This window comes from Pseudarthrobacter sp. ATCC 49987 (genome assembly GCF_009928425.1).
In the GTDB taxonomy this organism is placed as follows: Bacteria; Actinomycetota; Actinomycetes; order Actinomycetales; family Micrococcaceae; genus Arthrobacter.
Genome location: NZ_JAABNS010000001.1, coordinates 1,025,928 through 1,046,728, shown reverse-complemented (window position 1 = coordinate 1,046,728; position 20,801 = coordinate 1,025,928). Strand labels below are relative to the sequence as shown.

General features: G+C 67.3%; 18 protein-coding genes and 1 tRNA gene. 7 read left to right on the top strand and 12 right to left on the bottom strand.

The genetic code is table 11. The annotated features are described in order from the left end of the window. Positions 1-39: 39 nt before the first annotated feature. The 11 genes from GXK59_RS04875 to argS form a co-directional block, all read right to left on the bottom strand. Positions 40-996 carry a glycosyltransferase gene (locus GXK59_RS04875; protein ID WP_160664838.1) on the bottom strand — a complete coding sequence of 319 codons (957 nt, stop codon included), beginning with the start codon at positions 994-996 and terminating at the stop codon, positions 40-42. Positions 997-1,002: 6 nt separating this feature from the next. Then, positions 1,003-1,911 (bottom strand): glycosyltransferase, encoded by a 909-nt coding sequence (locus GXK59_RS04870; RefSeq protein WP_160664836.1) that lies wholly within the window; start codon positions 1,909-1,911, stop codon positions 1,003-1,005. A 1-nt stretch (position 1,912) separates the two neighbouring features. Further along, positions 1,913-2,683, bottom strand: coding sequence for an L-threonylcarbamoyladenylate synthase (locus tag GXK59_RS04865; RefSeq protein ID WP_237393788.1), 771 nt, complete (start codon positions 2,681-2,683; stop codon positions 1,913-1,915). Between the two features lie 41 nt (positions 2,684-2,724). Continuing rightward, positions 2,725-3,609 (bottom strand): peptide chain release factor N(5)-glutamine methyltransferase, encoded by an 885-nt coding sequence (prmC, locus tag GXK59_RS04860; protein ID WP_160664834.1) that lies wholly within the window; start codon positions 3,607-3,609, stop codon positions 2,725-2,727. 16 nt (positions 3,610-3,625) lie between these two features. Beyond that, positions 3,626-4,699: a peptide chain release factor 1 gene (gene prfA, locus GXK59_RS04855; RefSeq protein ID WP_160664832.1), complete on the bottom strand. Its 1,074-nt coding sequence runs from the start codon at positions 4,697-4,699 to the stop codon at positions 3,626-3,628. A gap of 191 nt (positions 4,700-4,890) precedes the next feature. Then, positions 4,891-7,086, bottom strand: coding sequence for a transcription termination factor Rho (rho, locus tag GXK59_RS04850; protein ID WP_160664830.1), 2,196 nt, complete (start codon positions 7,084-7,086; stop codon positions 4,891-4,893). Between the two features lie 328 nt (positions 7,087-7,414). Next, entirely contained in the window at positions 7,415-8,401 is a 987-nt protein-coding gene (thrB, locus tag GXK59_RS04845; protein WP_160664828.1) for a homoserine kinase, read from the bottom strand. Between the two features lie 2 nt (positions 8,402-8,403). After that, positions 8,404-9,510: a threonine synthase gene (gene thrC, locus GXK59_RS04840; protein ID WP_160664826.1), complete on the bottom strand. Its 1,107-nt coding sequence runs from the start codon at positions 9,508-9,510 to the stop codon at positions 8,404-8,406. Continuing rightward, positions 9,511-10,839, bottom strand: a complete 1,329-nt coding sequence (locus GXK59_RS04835) for a homoserine dehydrogenase (RefSeq protein WP_160664824.1) — start codon at positions 10,837-10,839, stop codon at positions 9,511-9,513. Continuing rightward, entirely contained in the window at positions 10,840-12,324 is a 1,485-nt protein-coding gene (gene lysA, locus GXK59_RS04830) for a diaminopimelate decarboxylase (RefSeq protein WP_160664822.1), read from the bottom strand. A 5-nt stretch (positions 12,325-12,329) separates the two neighbouring features. Beyond that, the gene (gene argS / locus GXK59_RS04825) at positions 12,330-13,994 is read right to left on the bottom strand and encodes an arginine--tRNA ligase (RefSeq protein WP_160664820.1); all 1,665 of its coding nucleotides are present in this window, start codon (positions 13,992-13,994) and stop codon (positions 12,330-12,332) included. Positions 13,995-14,181: 187 nt separating this feature from the next. Between argS and GXK59_RS04820 the strand changes: the two genes are divergently transcribed. From GXK59_RS04820 to GXK59_RS04790, 7 genes are all read left to right on the top strand, one after another. Further along, on the top strand, positions 14,182-14,619 hold the full coding sequence (locus GXK59_RS04820) for an FMN-binding protein (RefSeq protein ID WP_160664818.1): 438 nt from the start codon (positions 14,182-14,184) through the stop codon (positions 14,617-14,619). 54 nt (positions 14,620-14,673) lie between these two features. Further along, a complete protein-coding gene (locus GXK59_RS04815) occupies positions 14,674-15,546 on the top strand; it encodes an FAD:protein FMN transferase (RefSeq protein WP_160664816.1) in 873 nt (290 codons plus the stop codon). After that, entirely contained in the window at positions 15,543-17,078 is a 1,536-nt protein-coding gene (locus GXK59_RS04810; protein WP_160664814.1) for an FAD-dependent oxidoreductase, read from the top strand. Before GXK59_RS04815 ends, GXK59_RS04810 begins: the two co-directional genes overlap by 4 nt. 78 nt (positions 17,079-17,156) lie before the next feature. Next, positions 17,157-17,229 (top strand) — tRNA-Arg (locus GXK59_RS04805). A 108-nt stretch (positions 17,230-17,337) separates the two neighbouring features. Then, complete coding sequence (gene yidC / locus GXK59_RS04800; protein ID WP_160664812.1) at positions 17,338-18,150, top strand: membrane protein insertase YidC; 813 nt, start codon at positions 17,338-17,340, stop codon at positions 18,148-18,150. 200 nt (positions 18,151-18,350) lie between these two features. Then, positions 18,351-19,409: a M4 family metallopeptidase gene (locus GXK59_RS04795; RefSeq protein WP_160664810.1), complete on the top strand. Its 1,059-nt coding sequence runs from the start codon at positions 18,351-18,353 to the stop codon at positions 19,407-19,409. A 43-nt stretch (positions 19,410-19,452) separates the two neighbouring features. After that, on the top strand, positions 19,453-19,761 hold the full coding sequence (locus tag GXK59_RS04790) for a protealysin inhibitor emfourin (RefSeq protein ID WP_160664808.1): 309 nt from the start codon (positions 19,453-19,455) through the stop codon (positions 19,759-19,761). 16 nt (positions 19,762-19,777) lie between these two features. On the opposite strand, the gene GXK59_RS04785 is transcribed toward GXK59_RS04790, so the two are convergent. Then, positions 19,778-20,746, bottom strand: a complete 969-nt coding sequence (locus tag GXK59_RS04785; protein WP_160664806.1) for a GlxA family transcriptional regulator — start codon at positions 20,744-20,746, stop codon at positions 19,778-19,780. Positions 20,747-20,801: the final 55 nt, after the last annotated feature.

Sequence of the window (20,801 nt, the reverse complement as noted above, 5' to 3'; positions counted from 1 at the left end):
GGGTCCCGGGGGGCTGGTTCACCCGGATTCCTAACTGGTTCAGCCCTGTTCCGGGGCCGCCGCAGCGGGCACCGGCGGCATCGGTTCCCAGCTGCGGTCGGCGAGGATTCCGCGCGATTCGCGCCATCCCTGCCACAAGGCACCGGCCCCTTTGATGCTGCGTTCAACCAGCACCAGGCGCACGATTTCCTTCAAATATGTCAGCGCGGTCCCGGCACCGAATCCGAGCCGGTTAAACTTGCCATGGGCACGCAGGTACTGCGCCACATGGCCGCGGTTCCGCATCACGTAGCGGCGGCTCAGGTCGGAGGAATCGTTGAGGTGGCGCACGCCGAGGTCCACCTGGCGCTGGGCCCGGACTTTCTTGATGACAAAGGCGTTCACGTAGACCACCGGTGTCTGCTGCGCCGCCAGCCACCCGTAGATGAGGTCATCCCAGGTGATGAAGAACCGGGGGTCCGGCAACCCGATGTCCCGGGCCAGCGATGCCTTGATCAGCATCCCCTCGAAATTTCCCACGTTGGTGTGAAAAACGTCGGACGTGCGGAAGACATCGCCAGCAACAGGCAGGAAAACGCCGAGTGCCTCGACAAAATGGTGCTGCCAGAAGAACGGCTTGCCGGCGGCGTCGTAACGGCGGCCGATCATGCACGAGTAGTCGGGCGTGAACCTGTCCAGCGCCTCGACCGCCCCCGGGAGGACCTCGACGTCGTCGTCCATAAGCCACAGCCACTCGGCGCCGGCACCGAGGGCAAGCTCGACGCCGCGGGAGAAGCCACCGGCGCCGCCGATATTAGCGGACAGCCGTTCGTACTGGATCGGCAGCCCGCCCGCGGCCATGGCGCGGGAGACAACCTCGGCGGTGTGGTCGCTGCTGGCGTTGTCCACCACGACGATCCGGTCCGGCCTAGTGGTCAGGCGGCTGAAGGATTCGAGCAGGTTCTGCAGGAAATCGGCACGGTTGTAGGTGACGACGACGGCAAACAGGTTCTTCACGCCGGCCTAGCTGTTGGCGGACATCAGTTGGGCGGGCGAGCCGAAGCCCTTTCCGCGGAAGCCCGTGGAGTAGGCACGGAACCAGTGCGCGAGGCCCTTGAGGTCGCCGGTCTTCAGGAAGTAGTACGGGAAGCCGACAATGTCCGCGCCGAACCAGCGCAGGTTCCGGTACTTGCGGGTGAGGTAGCCGCGGTTGCGGAAGTAGCAGTACCGCTTGAAGTCGCCCTCGGGAATGACGGGGGTGATGAAGCCGCCGAAGAGCGGCTTCATTTCGGTCCAGGTGGCGGGGTGCCGGACCGCGACCGTGGCCAGGGTGCCGTACTTGAGGCCGGCCTTCTTGACCCGCGACAGGAAGTCGACTTCATCGCCGCGGATGAAGAACTTCACGTCGGGGATGCCGATCTTGTAGAAGACCTCCGTGCGGATCAGTGCGCCGTTGAAGAAGTGCACCATGTCCGGAAGGTAGCCCATCGGCGCCAGCCGGGAGCGGTCATTGGTCAACAGTCCGTTGATCCGGAAGTTGAACGAGAGCCGGTTGGGGTCGGCCGTGGCGGCAACCAGCGGGCTGACGATGTCCAGCTGGTGCTCCTCGGCGGTCTTGAGCAGCTCGGCGAGGCAGCTCGCGTCCTCGGGGTGGCCGTCGTCGTCCATCATCCAGATCCACTCCGCGCCGCTGGCCATCGCAGCCAGGATCGCGTAGGCGAATCCCCCGGCGCCGCCGAGGTTCGCCTCCGAGCGCAGGTAGTTGATGTTGTCCCCGCCGGCGTTGACCACCGCGGTCGCCGGGACGGTACCCGAGTCCACGAGTGCGATCGAATGGATCGGGGCAGTCTGTCCGGCCAGTCCCTTGAGGAGGAGGGTGAGTTCCTCATGGCGGTCAAAGGTTACTGCCGCGACGGCGACTTTGGGCTGCATGTCAGTTCCTCGGGGAATCATCGGGGGCGGCTGCGCTGCTCTCAGGGCTGGTGCCTGTTGGGGTGTTGGCAGTTTGTTCAGGGGTTCGCGGGGTTTCGACGGCGGCCGGTTCCTCGCCGACGCCGAGCACATCCGGGACGACCTCACGGAGCCGCTCCAGGCTGATGGCGCCCTGGCGGACCACCCGCAGCGGCACGGCGGTGGCATCAACGATGGTGGACGGCAGCGCTTCGGCGCCCTCGGACGGGCGGAGCCCGCCTTCGAGGTAGACCTCCACGGACTCGGCAAGCTGGGCTTCGGCCTCGGCGGCGGTCTGCGCGGCCGCCTGCCCCGTGCGGTTCGCCGAGGACACGGCCAGCGGCCCGGTCAGCGTCAGCAGGTCCTGGGCGACGTCGTCGGCCGGGATCCGCAGGGCGACGGTGCCCTTGGTGTCGCCGAGATCCCAGTCCAAGGACGGCTGGGCGTGCAGGATAAGGGTGAGTCCGCCGGGCCAGAATGCCTCGGCCAGGCGCCTGGCCTCGGCCGGAACATCCGTGGCCAGTCCCTCCAGGGCATTGAGCCTGGGGATGAGCACGGGCGGCGGCATCTTGCGGCTGCGGCCCTTCGAGGCCAGCAACAAGGTCACGGCGAGGGGGGAGAACGCATCGGCGGCGATCCCGTAGACGGTGTCCGTCGGGAAGACCACACACTTGTGCTCCCGGATGGCCCGCTGGGCGTGTTCAAGTCCTGCAGCGCGTTGCCCGGCTGCCGTGCAATCGTAGCTAGTCGTCACTGGCCTATTCTTTCATCACAGAGAGTGTTGCCCGGTTACCATCAGGCAGCCGGGTCGGCGAGGACGGTGCTGGTGGCCCGGTCCCTGCCGTTAAGGTCACGATGGGTGGCCACCCCGGTCCAGAGCCCGGAGCGCTCCAGCATCGATGCGATCCAGCCGGCCTGGACTTCGGCGTGTTCCATCACGAAGTAGCCGCCGGGGACCAGCAGCCTGGCGGCGGAGGCCGCTGCCGCCGTCGGCAGCTCCATGCCGTCCGCTCCCCCGCCGTACAGCGCCTCGGGAGGATCGTGCAGGGCCACTTCGGGTTCGTTGGGGACAGCTTCGGCCGGAATGTAGGGCGGGTTGGAGACGACGACGTCGAAGGTGCCGTTGTGTTCGGGCAGCGCGTCGCGGAGATCGCCGCGGATGAGGTGGACGCCAAGAGAAGCCAAGTTTTTCGCCGCCCAGGCATGGGCGAATTCGCTGTACTCCACCGCATGGACTTCCGCACCGGGGACCTCGTGCGCGATCGAGCCGGCGATGGCGCCGGAACCGGTGCCAAGGTCCACGACTTTGGGGCGCGCCAGGCCCTGCAGGCGCTTCCGGTCGCCAAGCCAGTCAATCACCAGCTGCACCACGGATTCGGTTTCCGGGCGGGGAATGAAGACCCCCGGCCCGACCGCCAGTTCCAGGTAACGGAAGTGCGCGACACCGGTGATGTGCTGCAGCGGAATGCGCTGGGCCCGCTCGGCGATGAGTTCCCCGTAGCCGTCCGGTGCTGGGGTGTCCCCCAGCATCAGGGCGCGGAGCCGGCCGAGCCCGACGCCGAGCAGGTGCTCCGCGAGGAGTTCGGCGTCGGCCCTCGGGCTCGGGACCCCCGCGGCGGCCAGGACGGCAGTTGCCTCGCGGACCGCGTCCGCGAGGCTCAGCCCGGTTCGTTCTGTCATCAAAGCGCGGTCCGGACTAGTCGCCGATAGCGTCGAGGCGGGCCTGTTCGTCCATCTCGATGGCCGACTGGATGACCGGCTCCAGGTCGCCGTTCATGACCTGGTCCAGGTTGTAGGCCTTGTAGCCGGTGCGGTGGTCCGCGATCCGGTTTTCCGGGTAGTTGTAGGTCCGGATGCGCTCCGAGCGGTCCATGGTGCGGATCTGCGACTTGCGCTGGGCGGAGTTCTCGGCGTCGATCTGTTCCTGCTGGTGCGCCAGGATGCGGGCGCGCAGGACGCGCATGCCCGCCTCACGGTTCTGCAGCTGCGACTTCTCGTTCTGCATGGCCACCACGATGCCGGTGGGAAGGTGGGTGATCCGGACGGCGGAGTCGGTGGTGTTCACGGACTGGCCGCCGGGGCCGGAGGAACGGTAGACGTCGATCTTGAGATCGTTCTGGCTGATTTCGAGTTCTTCGGGCTCGTCCACTTCCGGAAGCACCAGCACGCCGGCAGCCGAGGTGTGGATGCGGCCCTGGGATTCCGTCACGGGAACGCGCTGCACACGGTGCACGCCGCCCTCGAACTTGAGCCGCGCGTACACGCCCTCGGCCGGATCGTTCGAGTTGCCCTTGATGGCAACCTGGACGTCCTTGTAGCCGCCCAGGTCCGACTCATTGGCGGAAATCATCTCGGTCTTCCAGCCCCGGGATTCCGCGTACCGGGTGTACATCCGCAGCAGGTCGGCCGCGAACAGGGCAGCCTCGTCGCCGCCCTCACCGCCCTTGACCTCGAGGATCACGTTGCGGGCGTCGTCCGGGTCCCGCGGGATCAGGAGCCGGCGAAGCTTGGCCGCAGCCGTCTCCAGCGCAGCCTCCAGCACAGGCACCTCCGCAGCAAATTCCGGGTCCTCGTCCGCCATTTCCTTGGCCGCGGCAAGGTCATCCTGGATGCCGTGCCAGGCATGGTAAGCCTCGACAATGCCGTTCAGCTGGGCAGACCGCCGCCCCAGCTTCCGGGCGAGCTTCTGGTCAGCATAAACAGCAGGATCCCCAAGCTGCGCCTGGATGGCATCATGCTCATCCAACAGGCCCTGTACGGACTCAAACATTTTCACAAACCTCTTTCGACTTGGAACCAAGTCTAGTTACGACATCAAAACTGGACCGCGGCTGGCGACTTAACGACGAAGCCGCACGGATTTTCCGCCCCGGGAGTGGCTTCGGGCCGGCGGAGGGGCGGGGGCGGAAAATCCGTGCGGCGTTAGCGCGCGGGACCGCCAGAATCTAGCGGTTGGAGCAGCTACTTGTCGTTATCGGACTTCGCACCAAGCGTCGTCTTCTGCACCTGCATGAGGAACTCGACGTTGCTCTGGGTCTCCCGGATCTTGTTGGTCAGCAGCTCAAGGCTCTGCTGCGTTTCGAGCCCGGAAAGGACACGGCGCAGCTTCCACATGATCTTGACTTCCTCGGGGGACAGCAGGTTTTCCTCACGGCGGGTACCGGACGCGTTGACGTCCACGGCCGGGAAGATGCGCTTGTCCGCGAGTTGGCGGGACAGGCGCAGTTCCATGTTGCCGGTGCCCTTGAACTCTTCGAAGATGACCTCGTCCATCTTGGAGCCGGTCTCGACGAGAGCGGTGGCCAGGATGGTGAGCGAGCCACCGTTTTCGATGTTGCGGGCTGCACCGAAGAAGCGCTTCGGCGGGTACAGCGCAGCTGAGTCGACGCCACCGGAGAGGATACGGCCGGAAGCCGGTGCTGCCAGGTTGTAGGCACGGCCCAGGCGGGTCATCGAGTCAAGGAGGACCACAACGTCCATGCCCATTTCCACGAGGCGCTTGGCACGCTCGATGGAGAGTTCGGCCACGGTGGTGTGGTCGTCGGCGGGACGGTCGAAGGTGGAGGCAATGACCTCGCCCTTGACGGTGCGCTGCATGTCCGTGACTTCTTCGGGGCGTTCGTCAACAAGCACCATCATGAGGTGGACCTCAGGATTGTTGGTGGTGATGGCGTTGGCGATGGACTGCAGGATGAGCGTCTTGCCGGCCTTCGGCGGCGAAACGATCAGGCCGCGCTGGCCCTTGCCGATCGGGGCAACCAGGTCGATGACGCGGGGGCCGATCTTCTTGGGGTCCGTCTCGAGGCGCAGGCGCTCGGAGGGGTACAGCGGGACGAGCTTCGCGAATTCGACGCGGTCCTTGAGTTCCTCGGGGGTCTTGCCGTTGACCGAGGTGACGCGGACCAGGGCGTTGAACTTCTGGCGGGCGGTCTGCTGCTGCTGATTTCCCTGCTGGGCCTCGCCTTCACGCGGTGCACGGATGGCACCGACGACGGCGTCGCCCTTGCGCAGGTTGTACTTCTTGACCTGGGCGAGGGACACGTACACGTCGTTCGGGCCCGGCAGGTAACCGGAGGTGCGGATAAACGCGTAGTTCTCCAGCACGTCCAGGATGCCGGCGACGGGCAACAGGACGTCGTCCTCGGTGACCTCGACGTCGTCGACGTCCGGTCCCTGGACGCGTCCACGACGACGGTCGTTACGGTCGCGGAAACGGTCGTTGCGCGCGTTGTCGCGGCTGTCCTGACCGCCGGAGCGGTCCGGACGGTCATTGCGGTCGCGCCGGTTACGGCGGTTCCGGCGGCTGCCGCCGTCGCTGTCGTCAGCGTCGCGGTTGTTGTCGCGGGTGTCGCGGCTTCCCGCGACCTCGTCGCGGCCGCCACGGGTGCGGGTGTTCTCACGGCGCTGGCCGTCTTCGCTGCCCTGCTCGGTCTGGCGCTGATCGCCGCGCTGCTCCGAACGCTGTTCAGTGCGCTGTTCGGGCTGGCGCTGCTCGGCCGGGGCCTCGACGGCGGGTGCAGCCTGGGCTGCGCCCTGGGCAGTGCCTTGACCTGTGGCTTGACCTGTGGCCTGTTCGGCTGCTTCACCGCGGCGGCGGTTGCGGGTGCGGGGCTGGCGGGTGCGTTCGCCGCCTTCAGCCGAAGCGGCAGAAACTGCCTCGGCGGGAGTGGACTGGGCAGTGCCGGACTCGGCGGAAGCTGCCGGGGCCTCTACTGCCGGAGCGGCTGCGGCCGGCGCCTCGGCGGCGGGGGTCGTGATGACACCGTCGCTGCCCGCGCGGCGGCTGCGGCCACGTCCACGGGCACGCGGGTTTTCCTGGGCCGGAGCCTCGGACTCGGTGGCGGCAGCAGGCGCTGCAGCCGGTGCCACAGCCGGAGCGGCCGACTGGGCGACGCTACCGTTGTCGGTCGCCTTTTCAGCGGCGCGGGCCGGAGCCTTGCTCACGGGAGTACCGGCGCGGTGGGCGGAAATGGCAGAGACAAGATCGCCCTTTCGCATCCGGGAACCGCCGGAAATCCCCAGCTGGCTGGCAAGAGCCTGGAGCTGGGCGAGCTTGAGGCCGGCAAGGCCACTGCTCTTGGCGGGTGCTGCCGTTGACGATCCGGCAGCAGAAGATGATGTTTCCACAGCTGAAGACAGCTCAGTGGTTTCGGTCACGAAGGATCCTTCCCCCTCGACGGCGTCCAGGCTAGGAGCTGGACGCGATGATTTGATCTGGGCTGCAGTTCAGAGATGCAGCCGGGATTTCGGCCTTGCCGGATGGATATTGGCCGGCACGGCCGGATAATGCAACGCCTGGCGCGTTCCGGACAAACAAGGAACGGCGGGCTGACTTTTCAGGGGTGCAGAGATTTTTTTCTGCGAATTCCTGCGTCAGACCGAAAGCAGGTGGCACCGGAAAATATTGCGCAGTGAAAGATGAGAGAGAGGCAACTAGGCCAACATCGCGGTCTTTTGAACGGTAAATGAAATACCGCCTGCGTGGTTACCGCCGGTGCACTTCCACTTTAGCACCTTCAACGTCCACAGCCAGCTTCATCACACGCCAGCCCACGTCCGGCGTGTTGCCGGACGTGAAGGCGCCGATGAACTCCGCGGCGGCTTCCGCCTGGGCCTCTCCGTTGGCCAGGACAAGCACGGTGGGGCCGGCCCCTGAGACGACGGCGGCGAAGCCTGCCCGTCGCAGGGCCGAGATCAGGTCGGCGCTGGGCCGCATGGCATCCGCGCGGTAGCTCTGGTGCAGGTAGTCCTCGGTGCCGGCGAGCAGGAGTTCCGGCTTCTGCGTGAGCGCAAGGATCAGCAGGGCCGCACGTCCCGAGTTCATGGCCGCGGCGTGGTGGCCCACCGAGGCGGGCAGCAGCGCACGCGCGGCTTCGGTGGACAGTTCAAAGTCCGGCACGGCGACCACGGGAATGACCGTGGAGGCGACAGTCGCGCACGTGCTGCTGTACTGGTCACTGTCCTGCCATGACAAGGCCAGTCCGCCGAAAATAGCCGGTGCGACGTTGTCCGGGTGGCCTTCCATCTCGCTTGTGAGCTGCAGGACCCAGTCCTTGCCCCGGCGCGACGCTACGGGGACCAGGGCATTGGCGGCGGTCACCGCGGCCACGACGGCGCAGGCCGAGGAGCCGAGCCCGCGGCCGTGCGGATTGACATTGTCTGCCGTGATCCTCAGGCCGTCGTGCCGGAAGCCCAGGCGGTGCAGTGCCTCCGTGATGGCCTTGACCACCAGGTGGCTGGCATCGCGGGGAAGGGATTCCGCACCCTCCCCGCTGAGTTCGAATTCCAGCTCGCCGCTGTCCAGGGTTTCCACCGTCAGGGTGTCGAACAGCGTCAGCGCCAGGCCAAGGCTGTCGTAGCCGGGGCCAAGGTTCGCGCTCGTCGCCGGCACACGGACCGTCACGAGCTGACCGGCCGGAACCGCCGGCGTGTCGGCGGCGGACTCGGCCGGGACGGTGAGGGTGGTTTCCACGGTTACTTTTCTTCCAGTCCCAGGGCCGTGGCCACGGTCACCACGTCATTGGAGACCTTGACGGGCTGCACTTCGCTGCCGTCCTCGGTGCGGAGTGCCCACTGCGGATCCTTGAGGCCATGGCCGGTGACCGTGATGACGATCGTCTTGCCGGCCGGAACTTCGCCGGCCGCATGCTTCTTGATCAGGCCTGCCACGCCGGCGGCCGAACCCGGTTCGACGAAGACGCCTTCACGGGCGGACAGCCAGCGGTGGGCGGACAGGATTTCCTCATCAGTGACGGCTTCGATCACGCCGCCGGACTCGTGGCGGGCTGCGATGGCGGAGTCCCACGATGCGGGGTTGCCGATCCGGATGGCGGTCGCGATCGTGTCGGGCTCCGTGATGGGGTGGCCCGCGACGAACGGTGCCGCACCGGCGGCCTGGAAGCCCCACATGACCGGGGTCCTGGTGGACACTGCGGGCAGTGTGCCGGCAGTGGCGGACTCGAAGGGCGCGCAGTATTCCTTGTAGCCCTTCCAGTACGCGGTGATGTTGCCCGCGTTGCCAACCGGGAGCACATGGAAGTCCGGGGCGTCGCCGAGCCAGTCGACCACTTCGAACGCTCCGGTCTTCTGGCCCTCGATCCGGGCCGGGTTGACGGAGTTGACCAGGAACACCGGGTAGGACTCCCCCAGCTTGCGGGCGATGTCGAGGCAGTCGTCGAAGTTGCCGTCGACCTGCAGCAGGGTGGCGCCGTGCGCGATCGCCTGGCTCAGCTTGCCCATCGAGATCTTTCCTTCGGGCACCAGCACCACGCATTTCAGGCCGGCTGCAGTGGCATAGGCGGCGGCGGAGGCGGAGGTGTTGCCCGTGGAGGCGCACACTACGGCCTTGGCGCCGGCGGCGACTGCGGCCGTCATGGCCATGGTCATGCCGCGGTCCTTGAAGGAACCGGTCGGGTTCATGCCTTCGACCTTGAGGTAGACATCACTGCCGGTGAGCGCTGACAGCTGCTGCGCGTAAACGAGCGGGGTGCCGCCCTCCCCCAGGGTGATGACCTTCGTTGCCTCGGTGACGGGCAGACGTTCAGCGTATTCGCGGATGACGCCGCGCCATTGGTGAGCCACTTAGACTCCTTCTACCCGGAGTACGGATGTAACGGAATTGATGACGTCCAGGCCCTTGACGGCCTCGACGGTGGCTGCCAGTGCAGCCTCGCTTGCGCGGTGGGTGACAATCCGGAGTTCCGCCGATTCGACGTTGGAATCAGCATCGCGGTGGATGGTCTGCCGCATGATTTCAATGGAGACGCCGTGCTCGGCGAAGAGCTGGGCGATCCGGGCCAGGACGCCGGGCTGGTCCGCGACGTCGAGGCCGATGTAGTAGCTGGTAACCGCGGCACTGATGGGAAGTGCGGACACCTGCCCTGTCGTGGTCTCAGCGCGGCCCGGGCCGCCCAGGACGATGCTGCGGGCAGCGGAGATGAGGTCGCCCATGACGGCGGACGCGGTCGGTTTGCCGCCGGCGCCCTGGCCATAGAACATCAGCTCGCCGGCGTTTTCCGCCTCGATGAAGACGGCGTTGAACGCGCCGCGCACGGCAGCCAGCGGGTGTTCGCGCGGCAGCAAGGTCGGGTGCACGCGGACAGAGACTCCGGTGCCGGCGCCTGTTTCCGTGCCTGTGGCCCCCAGCTTCTCGGCGATTGCCAGCAGCTTGATGACGAAGCCTGCGTCCTTCGCTGCGGCGATGTCCGCTGCAGTGACGGCGCTGATGCCTTCGCAGTAGACATCGTCCAGGGAGAAACGGGTGTGGAAGGACAGGGAGGCAAGGATCGCGGCCTTGGACGCGGCGTCGTAACCCTCGACGTCGGCGGTGGGGTCGGCTTCCGCGTAGCCAAGGCGCTGGGCCTCGGCCAGGGCGTCGGCGAACTGCGCCCCGGTGGAATCCATCTGGTCCAGGATGAAGTTGGTGGTGCCGTTGACGATGCCGAGCACCCGGGTGATCCGGTCCCCGGAGAGACTGTCCCGGATGGGCCGCAGGATCGGGATCGCGCCGGCGACGGCGGCCTCGTAGGACAGCTGGACGCCGGCCTTGTCCGCTTCCTCGTGCAGGGTCGGGCCGTCTTTGGCGACGAGCGCCTTGTTGCCGGTGACCACGCAGGCGCCGTTGCGGATGGCGGTCAGGATCAGGGTCCGGGCGGGTTCGATGCCGCCCATCAGCTCGATCACCAGGTCCGCGTCCTTGACCAGTGTCTCGGCGTCGGTGGTGAACAGCGCGCGCGGCAGTTCAACCTCCCGGGGGGCGCCGAGGTTGCGCACGGCGATGCCGACCAGCTCCAGGCGGGCGCCGGCACGCGATGCCAGCATGTCGGCGTCGTCAAGGAGAATCCGCGCAACCTGGGCCCCGACGTTGCCACAGCCCAGCAGGGCTACTTTCAGGGTTCGCAATTCGGTCATTCAGACTCCCATGTCGCGGTTGAGCAGATCTTCTTCGGTTTCCCCGCGGACAATCAGCCGGGCAGATCCATCGCGCACAGCGACAACGCCCGGCCGGGCCAGATAGTTGTAGTTGCTTGACAGGGCCCAGCAGTAGGCGCCGGTCCCCGGTACAGCGAGCAGATCACCGGCTGCCACGTCCTCGGGCAGATATACATCTCTAACAACTATGTCGCCGCTCTCGCAATGTTTGCCCACTACTCGGGACAGCTGCGGGGCCGCGGCCGACGCCCGTGAGGCCAGAATTGCCGAGTAATCCGCGTCGTACAGCACCGGACGGGGGTTATCGCTCATCCCGCCGTCCACTGACACATACCGGCGCGGGTACGTAACGATTTTGCCGGCTCCGCCTGCTTCGCCGGCGCCCGGGGCATCGACCCGGACCGTCTTCAACGTGCCCACCTCGTAGAGCGTGAAGGTGGTGCTGCCGACGATCGCCCGGCCCGGTTCGATCGAAATCCGCGGGGCGGAAATGCCCAGCTCCGCGCATTTGGTGCGGACGACGGCGGCCATCGCCTGGGCGATTTCAGCGGCCGGCCGCGGGGTGTCCACGGGCGTGTAGGCGATGCCGTAGCCACCGCCGAGGTCCAGTTCGGGGAGCACAATCGAGTACTTGGCCTGCATCGCGGCGAGGAAGTCCAGCAGCTTCTCCGCGGCAAGGGCGAAGCCGTCCGGCTCGAAGATCTGCGAACCGATGTGGCAGTGCAGGCCCAGCAGTTCAATGCCGGGGTAGGCAGACGCCGCGGCCACGGCCTCCTCGGCCGCTGACAGCCCGGCCTGCTCGGTGGAGTCCCCGGCCATGGAGAGGCCGAACTTCTGGTCCTCGTGGGCGGTGGCGATGAATTCATGGGTGTGGGCGTGCACGCCCGGGGTCAGCCGCAGCATGACCTTGGCGGTTTCGCCGCGGTTTTCGGCGATCCTGGCGACGCGTTCGAGCTCGGCAATGCTGTCCACCACGATCCGGCCGAGTTTCATGTCCAGGGCGCGGTGGATCTCGGCGTCGGACTTGTTGTTGCCGTGGAGCGCGACGTCGGCGCCGGGAATGCCGGCGCGGGCCGCGACGGCGAGTTCCCCGCCGGAGGCCGTGTCCAGCCGCAGTCCCTCTTCCTCCACCCAGCGGACCACTGCGGTGCACAGGAAGGATTTGCCGGCGTAGTAGACATCCACTCCCCCGCAGATGTCAGCGAAGGCGTCATTGAAGGCATCGGAGAAGGCCCGGGCCCTGGCGCGGAAGTCGTTCTCGCTCAGCACAAACAGGGGCGTGCCGTACTGGCGCTGGAGTTCGCTGACTGCCAGCCCGTCGATGGTGAGTTCGCCGGCGTCGTTCCGGGCGACACCGCCGGCCCACATCGGTTCGTGCAGGGCGTTGAGGTCAGCGGGCACGGCAAGCCATTCCGGCGCCAGCGGGGAGGGCGCACCGGCAGTGGTGGACGGGTTCGTGGTCATGGCGGTTACATCCGTTCCGGCGCCGAGACGCCCAGCAGTTCCAGTCCGTTGGCCAGCACCTGGCTTGTGGCGTCGTTGAGCCACAGCCGGGTGCGGTTGAGATCGGTGATCGGTTCGTCGCCCTGCGGCGCCACACGGCAGGCGTCATACCACCGGTGGTAGGCGCCGGCGATGACCTCGAGGTGGCGGGCCACCCGGTGCGGCTCGCGCAGTTCAGCCGCCCGGGCCACAATCGATGGGTAGCTGCCGAGGTGGGAGAGCAGTTCGTTCTCGGTCGCATGCTCCAGCAGGGATGCCTCGAAGCAGTCTTTCCCGTCCACGCGGCGCTCCACACCGGCGGCAACAGCGTTGCGGGCCGTGCCGCGGGAACGGGCGTGCGCGTACTGGACGTAGAACACCGGGTTCTCGTTGCTGTGCTTCTTCAGCAGTTCCGGGTCCAGGGTCAGCGGCGAATCGGCCGGGAAGCGCGCCAGCGAGTAGCGGACCGCGTCCTTGCCCAGCCAGGAGATGAGATCCTTGAGCTCGATGATGTTGCCGGCGCGCTTGGACAGCTTGGCGCCGTTGACGGAGACCAGCTGGCCGATCAGGACCTCGATGTTGACCTCGGGATCATCCCCGGCGGCGGCGGCAATGGCCTTGAGCCGGTTGATGTAGCCGTGGTGGTCGGCGCCGAGCAGGTAGATCTTCTCGGTGTAGCCGCGGTCCTTCTTGGACAGGTAGTAGGCGGCGTCGGCGGCGAAGTACGTCGGCTCGCCGTTCGCCCGGATCATCACGCGGTCCTTGTCGTCACCGAAGTCGGTGGTGCGCAGCCAGACCGCGCCCCCGTCGTCGTACACGTGGCCCTGTTCCCGGAGCCGCGCGACGGCGTCCTCGATCGCGCCGGCGTCGTGGAGTTCCTGCTCGGAGAAGTAGACATCGAATGCGACGCCGAACTCTGCCAGGGTGCGTTTGATGTCGTGCAGCTGTGCCTTGTACGCCGCGCCACGGATCACCGGCAGCGCGGCGGCATCGGTCAGCTCGCGGATGTCCGGGTGCTGGGTCAGCACCTCGTGGCCGAGATCCGCGATGTACTCGCCGGGGTAACCGCCCTCGGGCACCCCGCGGCCGTGCAGCCGGGAGAGCACGGAGTTGGCGAAAACGTTCATCTGCGAGCCGGCGTCATTGATGTAGTACTCGGCCGTGACGTCGGCACCTGAAGCCCGGAGGACGCGGGCGATCGCGTCGCCCAGGGCGGCCCAGCGGGTGTGGCCGATGTGCAGCGGGCCGGTGGGGTTGGCCGAGACGAATTCCATATTGACCGTGTGGCCTGCGAGCGCCGTGTTGGTGCCATAGTCCGGGCCCGCCTCGACGATGGCTTTGGCCAGGGCGCCCGCGGCGGCGGCGTCAACGGTGATGTTCAGGAACCCCGGTCCGGCGATGTCGACGGCGGACACCCCGTCGATGGACTTCAGCCGGGCACGCAGGACGGAGGCAAACTCGCGCGGATTGGTGCCCGCGGTCTTGGCCAGCTGGAGGGCAATGTTGGTGGCCCAGTCGCCGTGGTCCCGGTTCTTCGGCCGCTCAACACGCACCTCATCCGGGACATCGGATGCGGAAAGCCCGATTTCACCGGCGGCGACGGCGTCCTTCAGGCAGGCGGATATGGCGAGGGAGAGTTCTTCAGGGGTCACAGTTCCAGCCTACCGGGGGCCCGCAGTGTGGCGGAATTTGGCGTCCGTCATGACAGCCGGGTCACAGGATGAACCACTACGCTGATTTCAACGTCGTCATTGGAGTGGCTGCTCCGGGCCCCGCCCGCGGGTCACAGCCGCCAGTCGCTCCTTCCTCCGACCGCCGCTACAGAAAACGAGCCGCCGCATGAACACCACTTTCCGAAAAAGCGTCGTCACCGGCATCGCCGGACTCTCCCTGGCCGGATCCGCGGCCGGTTGCGCGCCCGGACAGGCCGCCGGCGCCCAGGCAACCGGGGCGGCACCCTCAGCTGCCGCGGGCACCGCCGCCTACAAAGACGGCACCTTCAGCGCGGACGGCAACTATGTCTCGCCGAACGGCACTGAGACGGTGGGCGTGACCCTGACACTTGCCGGTGGCGCAGTGTCCGATGTCCAGATCACCCAGCACCCGTCCAACCCCAACACCAGGAAGTTCCAGGGCGAATTCGCCGGCGGCATCAAGTCCCAGATCGTCGGCAAGAGGCTCGACGAGATCAAGGTCTCCAAAGTGGCCGGATCCTCGCTGACCAGCGGCGGCTTCAATCAGGCTGTCGACAAGATCAAGTCCGAGGCCCAGTCGTGAACAGCCAGTGATGGACAGCCAGTAGCAACCAGCCAGTAGCCGGCAGGAGGAAACGTGGCGCATCCGGGCTGGACGGACTTCAGCTTCGACGGGATCGGTACCCGCTGGGAGGTCTCCACACCGTCCCCGCTCCCCGGCGTGCTCCGGCGCCGGCTGCTCGATGCCGTGGCGGACTACGACGCCGCCTGGTCCCGGTTCCGGCCCGACTCCCTGATCGCCGGCGCGGCACGGCGGCCGGGCCGCTACGTCCTCCCGTCCGAGGCAGCTGCCCTGGGGCCGCTCTACGAAACCCTGTACCGCCTCAGCGGCGGGGTCATGACCCCGCTGATCGGCGGCAGCCTGGAACAGCTGGGCTACGACGCCCACTACTCGCTGCGTCCGGCCGGCCCGCCGTTGCCCGCGCCGCCTTGGGACGAGGTGCTCGACTGGCAGGGCACGGTGCTGACCACGCGCGCCCCTGTGGTGATCGACGTCGGGGCGGCCGGCAAGGGGCAGCTGGCGGACCTGTTATCCGCCGAGTTGTGTGGTGCGGGCGTCGGAGAGCACTTTATCGACGCGGGCGGCGATTTGCTCAATACCGGCTCCGCGCCGGTCGACGTCGGCCTGGAGCATCCCTATGATCCGGACCGGGCCATTGGAATCGTCAAACTGGGTACCGGCGCCCTCTGCGCGTCCGCCGCCAACCGGCGCGCCTGGGGCGACGGGCTGCACCACGTGTTGGATGGCACCACCGGGGCACCGGTGCGCACCGTCGTCGCCAGCTGGGCGATGGCGGCGAGCGCCATGGTGGCCGACGCCCTGGCGACTGCCCTGTTTTTCGTCGAGGGGCCCCGTTTGCAGGCGGAATTCGACGTTTCCTGGCTGACTGTCCACTCGGACGGCCACGCGGAGTACTCGGCCGATTTTGAAGGGGTGCTGTTTTCATGACCGCCACAATCTCCTCTCCCCTCAGTTCGCGGCTGGACACGGCGCTGGGACGGTTCACGATGTACCGGCTGGTCCTCTGGGTCCTGGCGGTGCTGGCCGGCTTCAGCCTGCTGCTGGAGGTGCTCGGCTGGCTGACGTTCGGACTCCCCGAGATGATCGCCCATCTGGTGCTCTGCCTGGGCCTGACCTACGCCTCCAGCCGGGCGCTCGCCGCGGTGTTCCACGTCCGTCCGCACTCTGAATCGTCCCTGATCACGGGCCTGCTGCTTTATTTCCTCTTCTGGCCGACGCAGTTCCCGGCGGGGCTGCAGTACCTGGACCTGGCCGGCGTTGCCCTCGCCTGCGTGCTCGCGTCGGCGTCGAAATACGCGCTTGCCTGGCGAGGCCGCCACCTCTTCAATCCGGCGGCGGCCGGGGCGTTCCTCACCGGGCTGACCGGACTCAACATCGCCACCTGGTGGGCCGCCACCCCGGCAATGCTCTGGCTGGTCCTGCCCGGGGTCCTGCTGGTGCTCTACCGGGTGCGGAAGCTGCTGATGGCGTCCGTGTTCACGGTGGTGGCGGTGTCCATTGTGGCCGTGGAACTGCTGCGCACCGGGATGGGGCCGGGCGAGGCGCTGTGGCAGACCCTGGCCCAGCGCCCGGTGCTGTTCTTCGTCGGCTTTATGCTCACCGAGCCGCTCACCCTGCCGCCGCGCCGGTGGCAGCAGCTGACGCTGGCCGCCGTCGTCGGACTGCTGTTCGCCGTCCCTTACAACCTGGGCTTCGTGGCCAATTCCCCCGAACTGGCGCTGCTGGTGGGAAACGCGCTCGCCTTCACTGCGGGCCAGCGCGGCCGCGTCCTGCTTCGCTTCCGGGGCTCCCGTCCGTTGACTCCGACGACGACGGAGTTCAGCTTCCAGCCCGAACGCCCGGTGAACTTCATCCCGGGACAGTACCTCGAGCTGAACCTGCCGCACGCGAAGGCCGACCACAAAGGCCGGCGGCGGGTGTTCAGCCTGACCAGCCCGCCGGACTCCCCGGAACTCAGGATCGGCGTGGGCACGGCCGGGCCGCTGTCCACGGCAAAACAGTCGCTCCTTGCCCTGGTCCCCGGCGACGAGCTGACGGCCACCACCGTGGGCGGCGATTTTGTCCTGCCGCGGACTCCGGGCGTGCCGGTGCTGCTCATTGCGGCCGGGATCGGCATTACCCCGTATCTGGCCCAGCTGTCCGGCGGCGCTGCCGGGGAGCGGGACGTCGTCCTGCTGTACCTCGCCAGGAATGCCGCCGAACTCGCCTACGCCGGGGAGCTCGAACGCACCGGGGCCCGGGTCATCGCCCGGCTTGCCGACGGCTCCGCGCCGCCGGCGTTCATGCAGGATGCGGGCTCCGTCCGGATCGATGGCACCTCGCTGAAGGACCTCGTTCCCGACGTCGCGGACCGGGAAGTCTATGTGTCGGGCTCCCCGGCGAGTGTCCGTTCCCTCCGCGCCGCTGCCCGCCGGGCCGGGGCGCGCCGGATCCATGTGGACTCCTTCTCCGGGTACTGAGCGCGTCGATTTTCCCTTGGAGCCCCCCTTCCTGCTAAGCTCTAGGACGTCCCGCCGGTAACGGCAGGAACCCTGACTGCCCTCGTAGCTCAGGGGATAGAGCGTCTGCCTCCGGAGCAGAAGGTCGTTGGTTCGATTCCAATCGAGGGCACACAGACAAGAACCCCTAGGATCCACTGGATTCTGGGGGTTCTTTCGTGTTGGCTGACAGGGTGCAAGTTCACAGGCCGCGCGGCGGCCCTACGAATGGGGGCAGCGGATGGACTTCGGTGCAGCGCTGCTGTTTCCGTTCCAGTGGCTGGTTTCGGCCATCATGGTGGGACTCCACGACGCCCTGAGCACCATCGGCCTGCCGCCGGCCGGCGGCAGGACCTGGACGCTGTCCATCATAGGCCTGGTGTTGGTCATCCGCGCCGCCTTGATTCCCGTCTCCCTGCAGCAGATCAAGGCACAGCGCCGCATGCGGCAGCTGCAGCCGGATCTGAAGAAGCTGCAGGAAGAGTACAACGGCAAGACCGACCCGCTGTCCCGGCAGGCGATGGCGCAGGAACAGATGGCCCTATACAGGAAGCACGGCACCAACCCGTTCTCCGCGTGCCTTCCCCTGCTGATCCAGGTTCCGTTCTTCTTCGCGCTCTTCACCGTGTTGTCAGGGATTGGAACGGCGGCGGCCAAAGGCCAGGGCATTGGAGCGATGAGCGCAGAGCAGGTGGCGCAATTCCAGGTGTCCAGCATCTTCGGCGCCCCGCTGTCCGCCTCCCTGCTTCACGGCACCCCCGTGAGCGGCAACGTGGTCGCGGTGTGGCTCCTCTCGATCGTGATGATCTTCACCATGACGTCGGCGCAGTTCATTACCCAGAAACACATCATGGCCAGGAACGTGGCCGAGGAGGCCACAGCGGGCCCGTTCATGTGGCAACAGAAAACACTGCTCTACGCCTTGCCGATCGTCTTCGGCGCGGGTGGCATCATCTTCCCGATCGGAGTCCTCATCTACTGGACCACTACGAACCTTTGGACGATGGTGCAGGAATTCGTCCTGAACCCGCGGCTTCCCCGTGTGGCCGGGTAGGCATCAGTCCCCCGGCGGCCGGGTCGGGGATGCACGCCGCCCGAAGAAGGAGGCCCGGCACCCTGCCAATTGTCGGTGCCCGCTCGTAGGCTGTCTGCATCGGCAGCGGGGTTCCGGCGGGGTGGCTGGATTGGGTGGTTGGACTGGGTGCCGGCCGCCGCACCACCACGGGATCCCGCCGAAGCACAAAGGGGTCTCACATGTACTGCTCCATCATCCCTCCGTACCTGCTCCGCCGCCTGGCAGCCCAGCGCGAACCGGAGTTCTCGGCAACCGCGCGTGCGGCGAAGGAAGCCCTGCTGCACGTCCCGAGTTTCCAGGCATCCCGCGCGGTTCCCGGGCCCGGCAGCCATCCGGGCATGCGGGAGCTCAATCCGTCCCCGCCGGAACGGACGGTCTACGACGCCAAGTTCGCCGAGCAGCTCCCCGGCAGCGTGGTCCGTAAGGAGGGGGAACCGCCCACCGGCGACCCCGCCGCCGATGAGGCCTATGACGGGCTGGGACACACCCACCGCCTTTACGCCGAGGCCTTCGGCCGGAACTCGATTGACGGCAACGGCCTCCACCTCGATGCCACGGTGCACTACGGCCGCCTGTACGACAACGCGTTCTGGGATGGCCAGCAAATGGTCTTCGGCGACGGCGACGGCCAGGTCTTCCAGCGGTTTACGAAATCACTGAGCGTGATTGGCCACGAGCTCGCCCACGGCGTCACCCAGTACTCGGCCGGGCTGGTGTACCGCAACCAGGCCGGCGCGTTGAACGAATCAATGTCCGACGTCTTCGGGGCCCTCGTTGAACAGTTTGTCCGGAAGCAGTCGACATCGGAGGCGAGCTGGCTGATCGGCGAAGGCCTGTTCACCGACAGGGTCCAGGGGGCCGCCCTGCGGTCCATGAAGGCTCCGGGCACGGCGTACGACGACGACGTGCTCGGCAAGGACCCGCAGCCGGCCTCCATGGACGGCTATGTGCACACGAGCGCTGACAACGGCGGCGTTCACATCAACTCCGGGATCCCCAACCGGGCATTCTGCCTGGTTGCCACCACCCTCGGAGGAAATGCCTGGGAAGCCCCGGGACGGATCTGGTACGAGACACTAACGGGCGGCACCCTGGCCCCGAGCGCCACGTTCGGCGCGTTCGCCAAGGCCACCGCCGCCGCTGCCGCCGAGCTCTTCGGGGCAGAATCCACAGAGCATGACGCCGTGCGGTCGGCGTGGGAAACTGTGAAGGTAAAGTTCCCGGGAGCGAGGCGTTAGGCCACGTTCCAGCAGATCCGAGTCCGATCAAGATCCGAGTCCGATGAAGATAACTGTCCAGCGCAGCGGCGGCGTGGCCGGCATGAAGCGGACGTGGACCGTCAGGCCCGAGCCGCCTGAGGACACCGACCGGTGGCAACCGCTCATCGAAGCGTGCCCGTGGGACGCCGTCGCCGGGGTCAGCGGGACAACCGGCCAGCCAGACCGGTTCATGTACAGCATCCGGGCTGATCAACGCCGGGCGGTCCTGCCGGAGCGTGAGCTGACGGGTCCGTGGCGGGACCTCGTCGAATGCGCCCGCGCCGCGGCCGAGGACACGGCCGAGGACGCGGCGGCGTCGGACCCTGGCTAGCCTCAGGCCAGGTCCCCTACACCGCGGCGGCCAGGTGTCCGCGGAACGTCCGGCGGTAGGACTGCGGGCTCGTGTCCAGCACCTTGGCGAAGTGGTGCCGCAGCAGCACCGAGTGGCCAAACCCGGATTCGCGCGCGATTTCGTCGATGTTCAGGTCCGTGGTCTCGAGCAGCTCCTGTGCCCGCAGCACCCGCTGGGAGTTGAGCCAGGCCGCCGGGGTCGCCCCCGTCTCGGAGCGGAAGCGCCTGGCAAACGTCCGGGGCGACATGTGGATGCGCGCGGCGAGTTCATTGACCGAATGGTCCTCCCCCAGATGCCGCACCATCCACTGCAGCAGTTCTTCCATCGGCTCTGAGCCGCAGGCCGGGATCGGCCGGTCGATGAACTGGGCCTGGCCGCCGTCGCGGTGCGGCGGAACCACCATGTCACGGGCGATGGCTGCCGCAACGGTGGCGCCGAACTCCACCCGGACCAGGTGCAGGCACGCGTCGATGCCGGCGGCCGTCCCGGCGCTCGTGATGATCCGGCTGTCCTCGACGTAGAGGACGTTTTCATCCACCAGGGCAGCGGGGTACCGGCTGACGAGCTCCTGGGAGTAATGCCAGTGGGTGGTGCAGCGGCGGCCGTCCAGCAGCCCGGCCCGGGCCAGCGCGAAGGCTCCGGAGCAGATGGACATGACCCACGCCCCGCGGGCGTGCGCGGCGCGCAGTGCCTCGAGGACGGATTCGGGAACATCCTCGTCCCGGCCGTAGGGAGTCATGATGACCAGGTCCGCATCCGCTGCGGCGTCAAGCCCGAGCCCCACATGCATGGACAGCCCGGACTTCATCGGGACATCCCCCGGCGCCGGGGCGCAGACCCGGAAGTCGAAGGCGGGCACGCCGGTCCCCCGGTCCGACCGGTCCACGCCAAAGACCTCAAACGCGGTCCCGAACTCGAAGATTGAGAAGTTGGGGACCACAATCATTGCCACTGATTTGATCATGCATCCATTCTGACAGAAACAGTGGCAGAAATTATAGCTTTTTGGGCATTTCTGC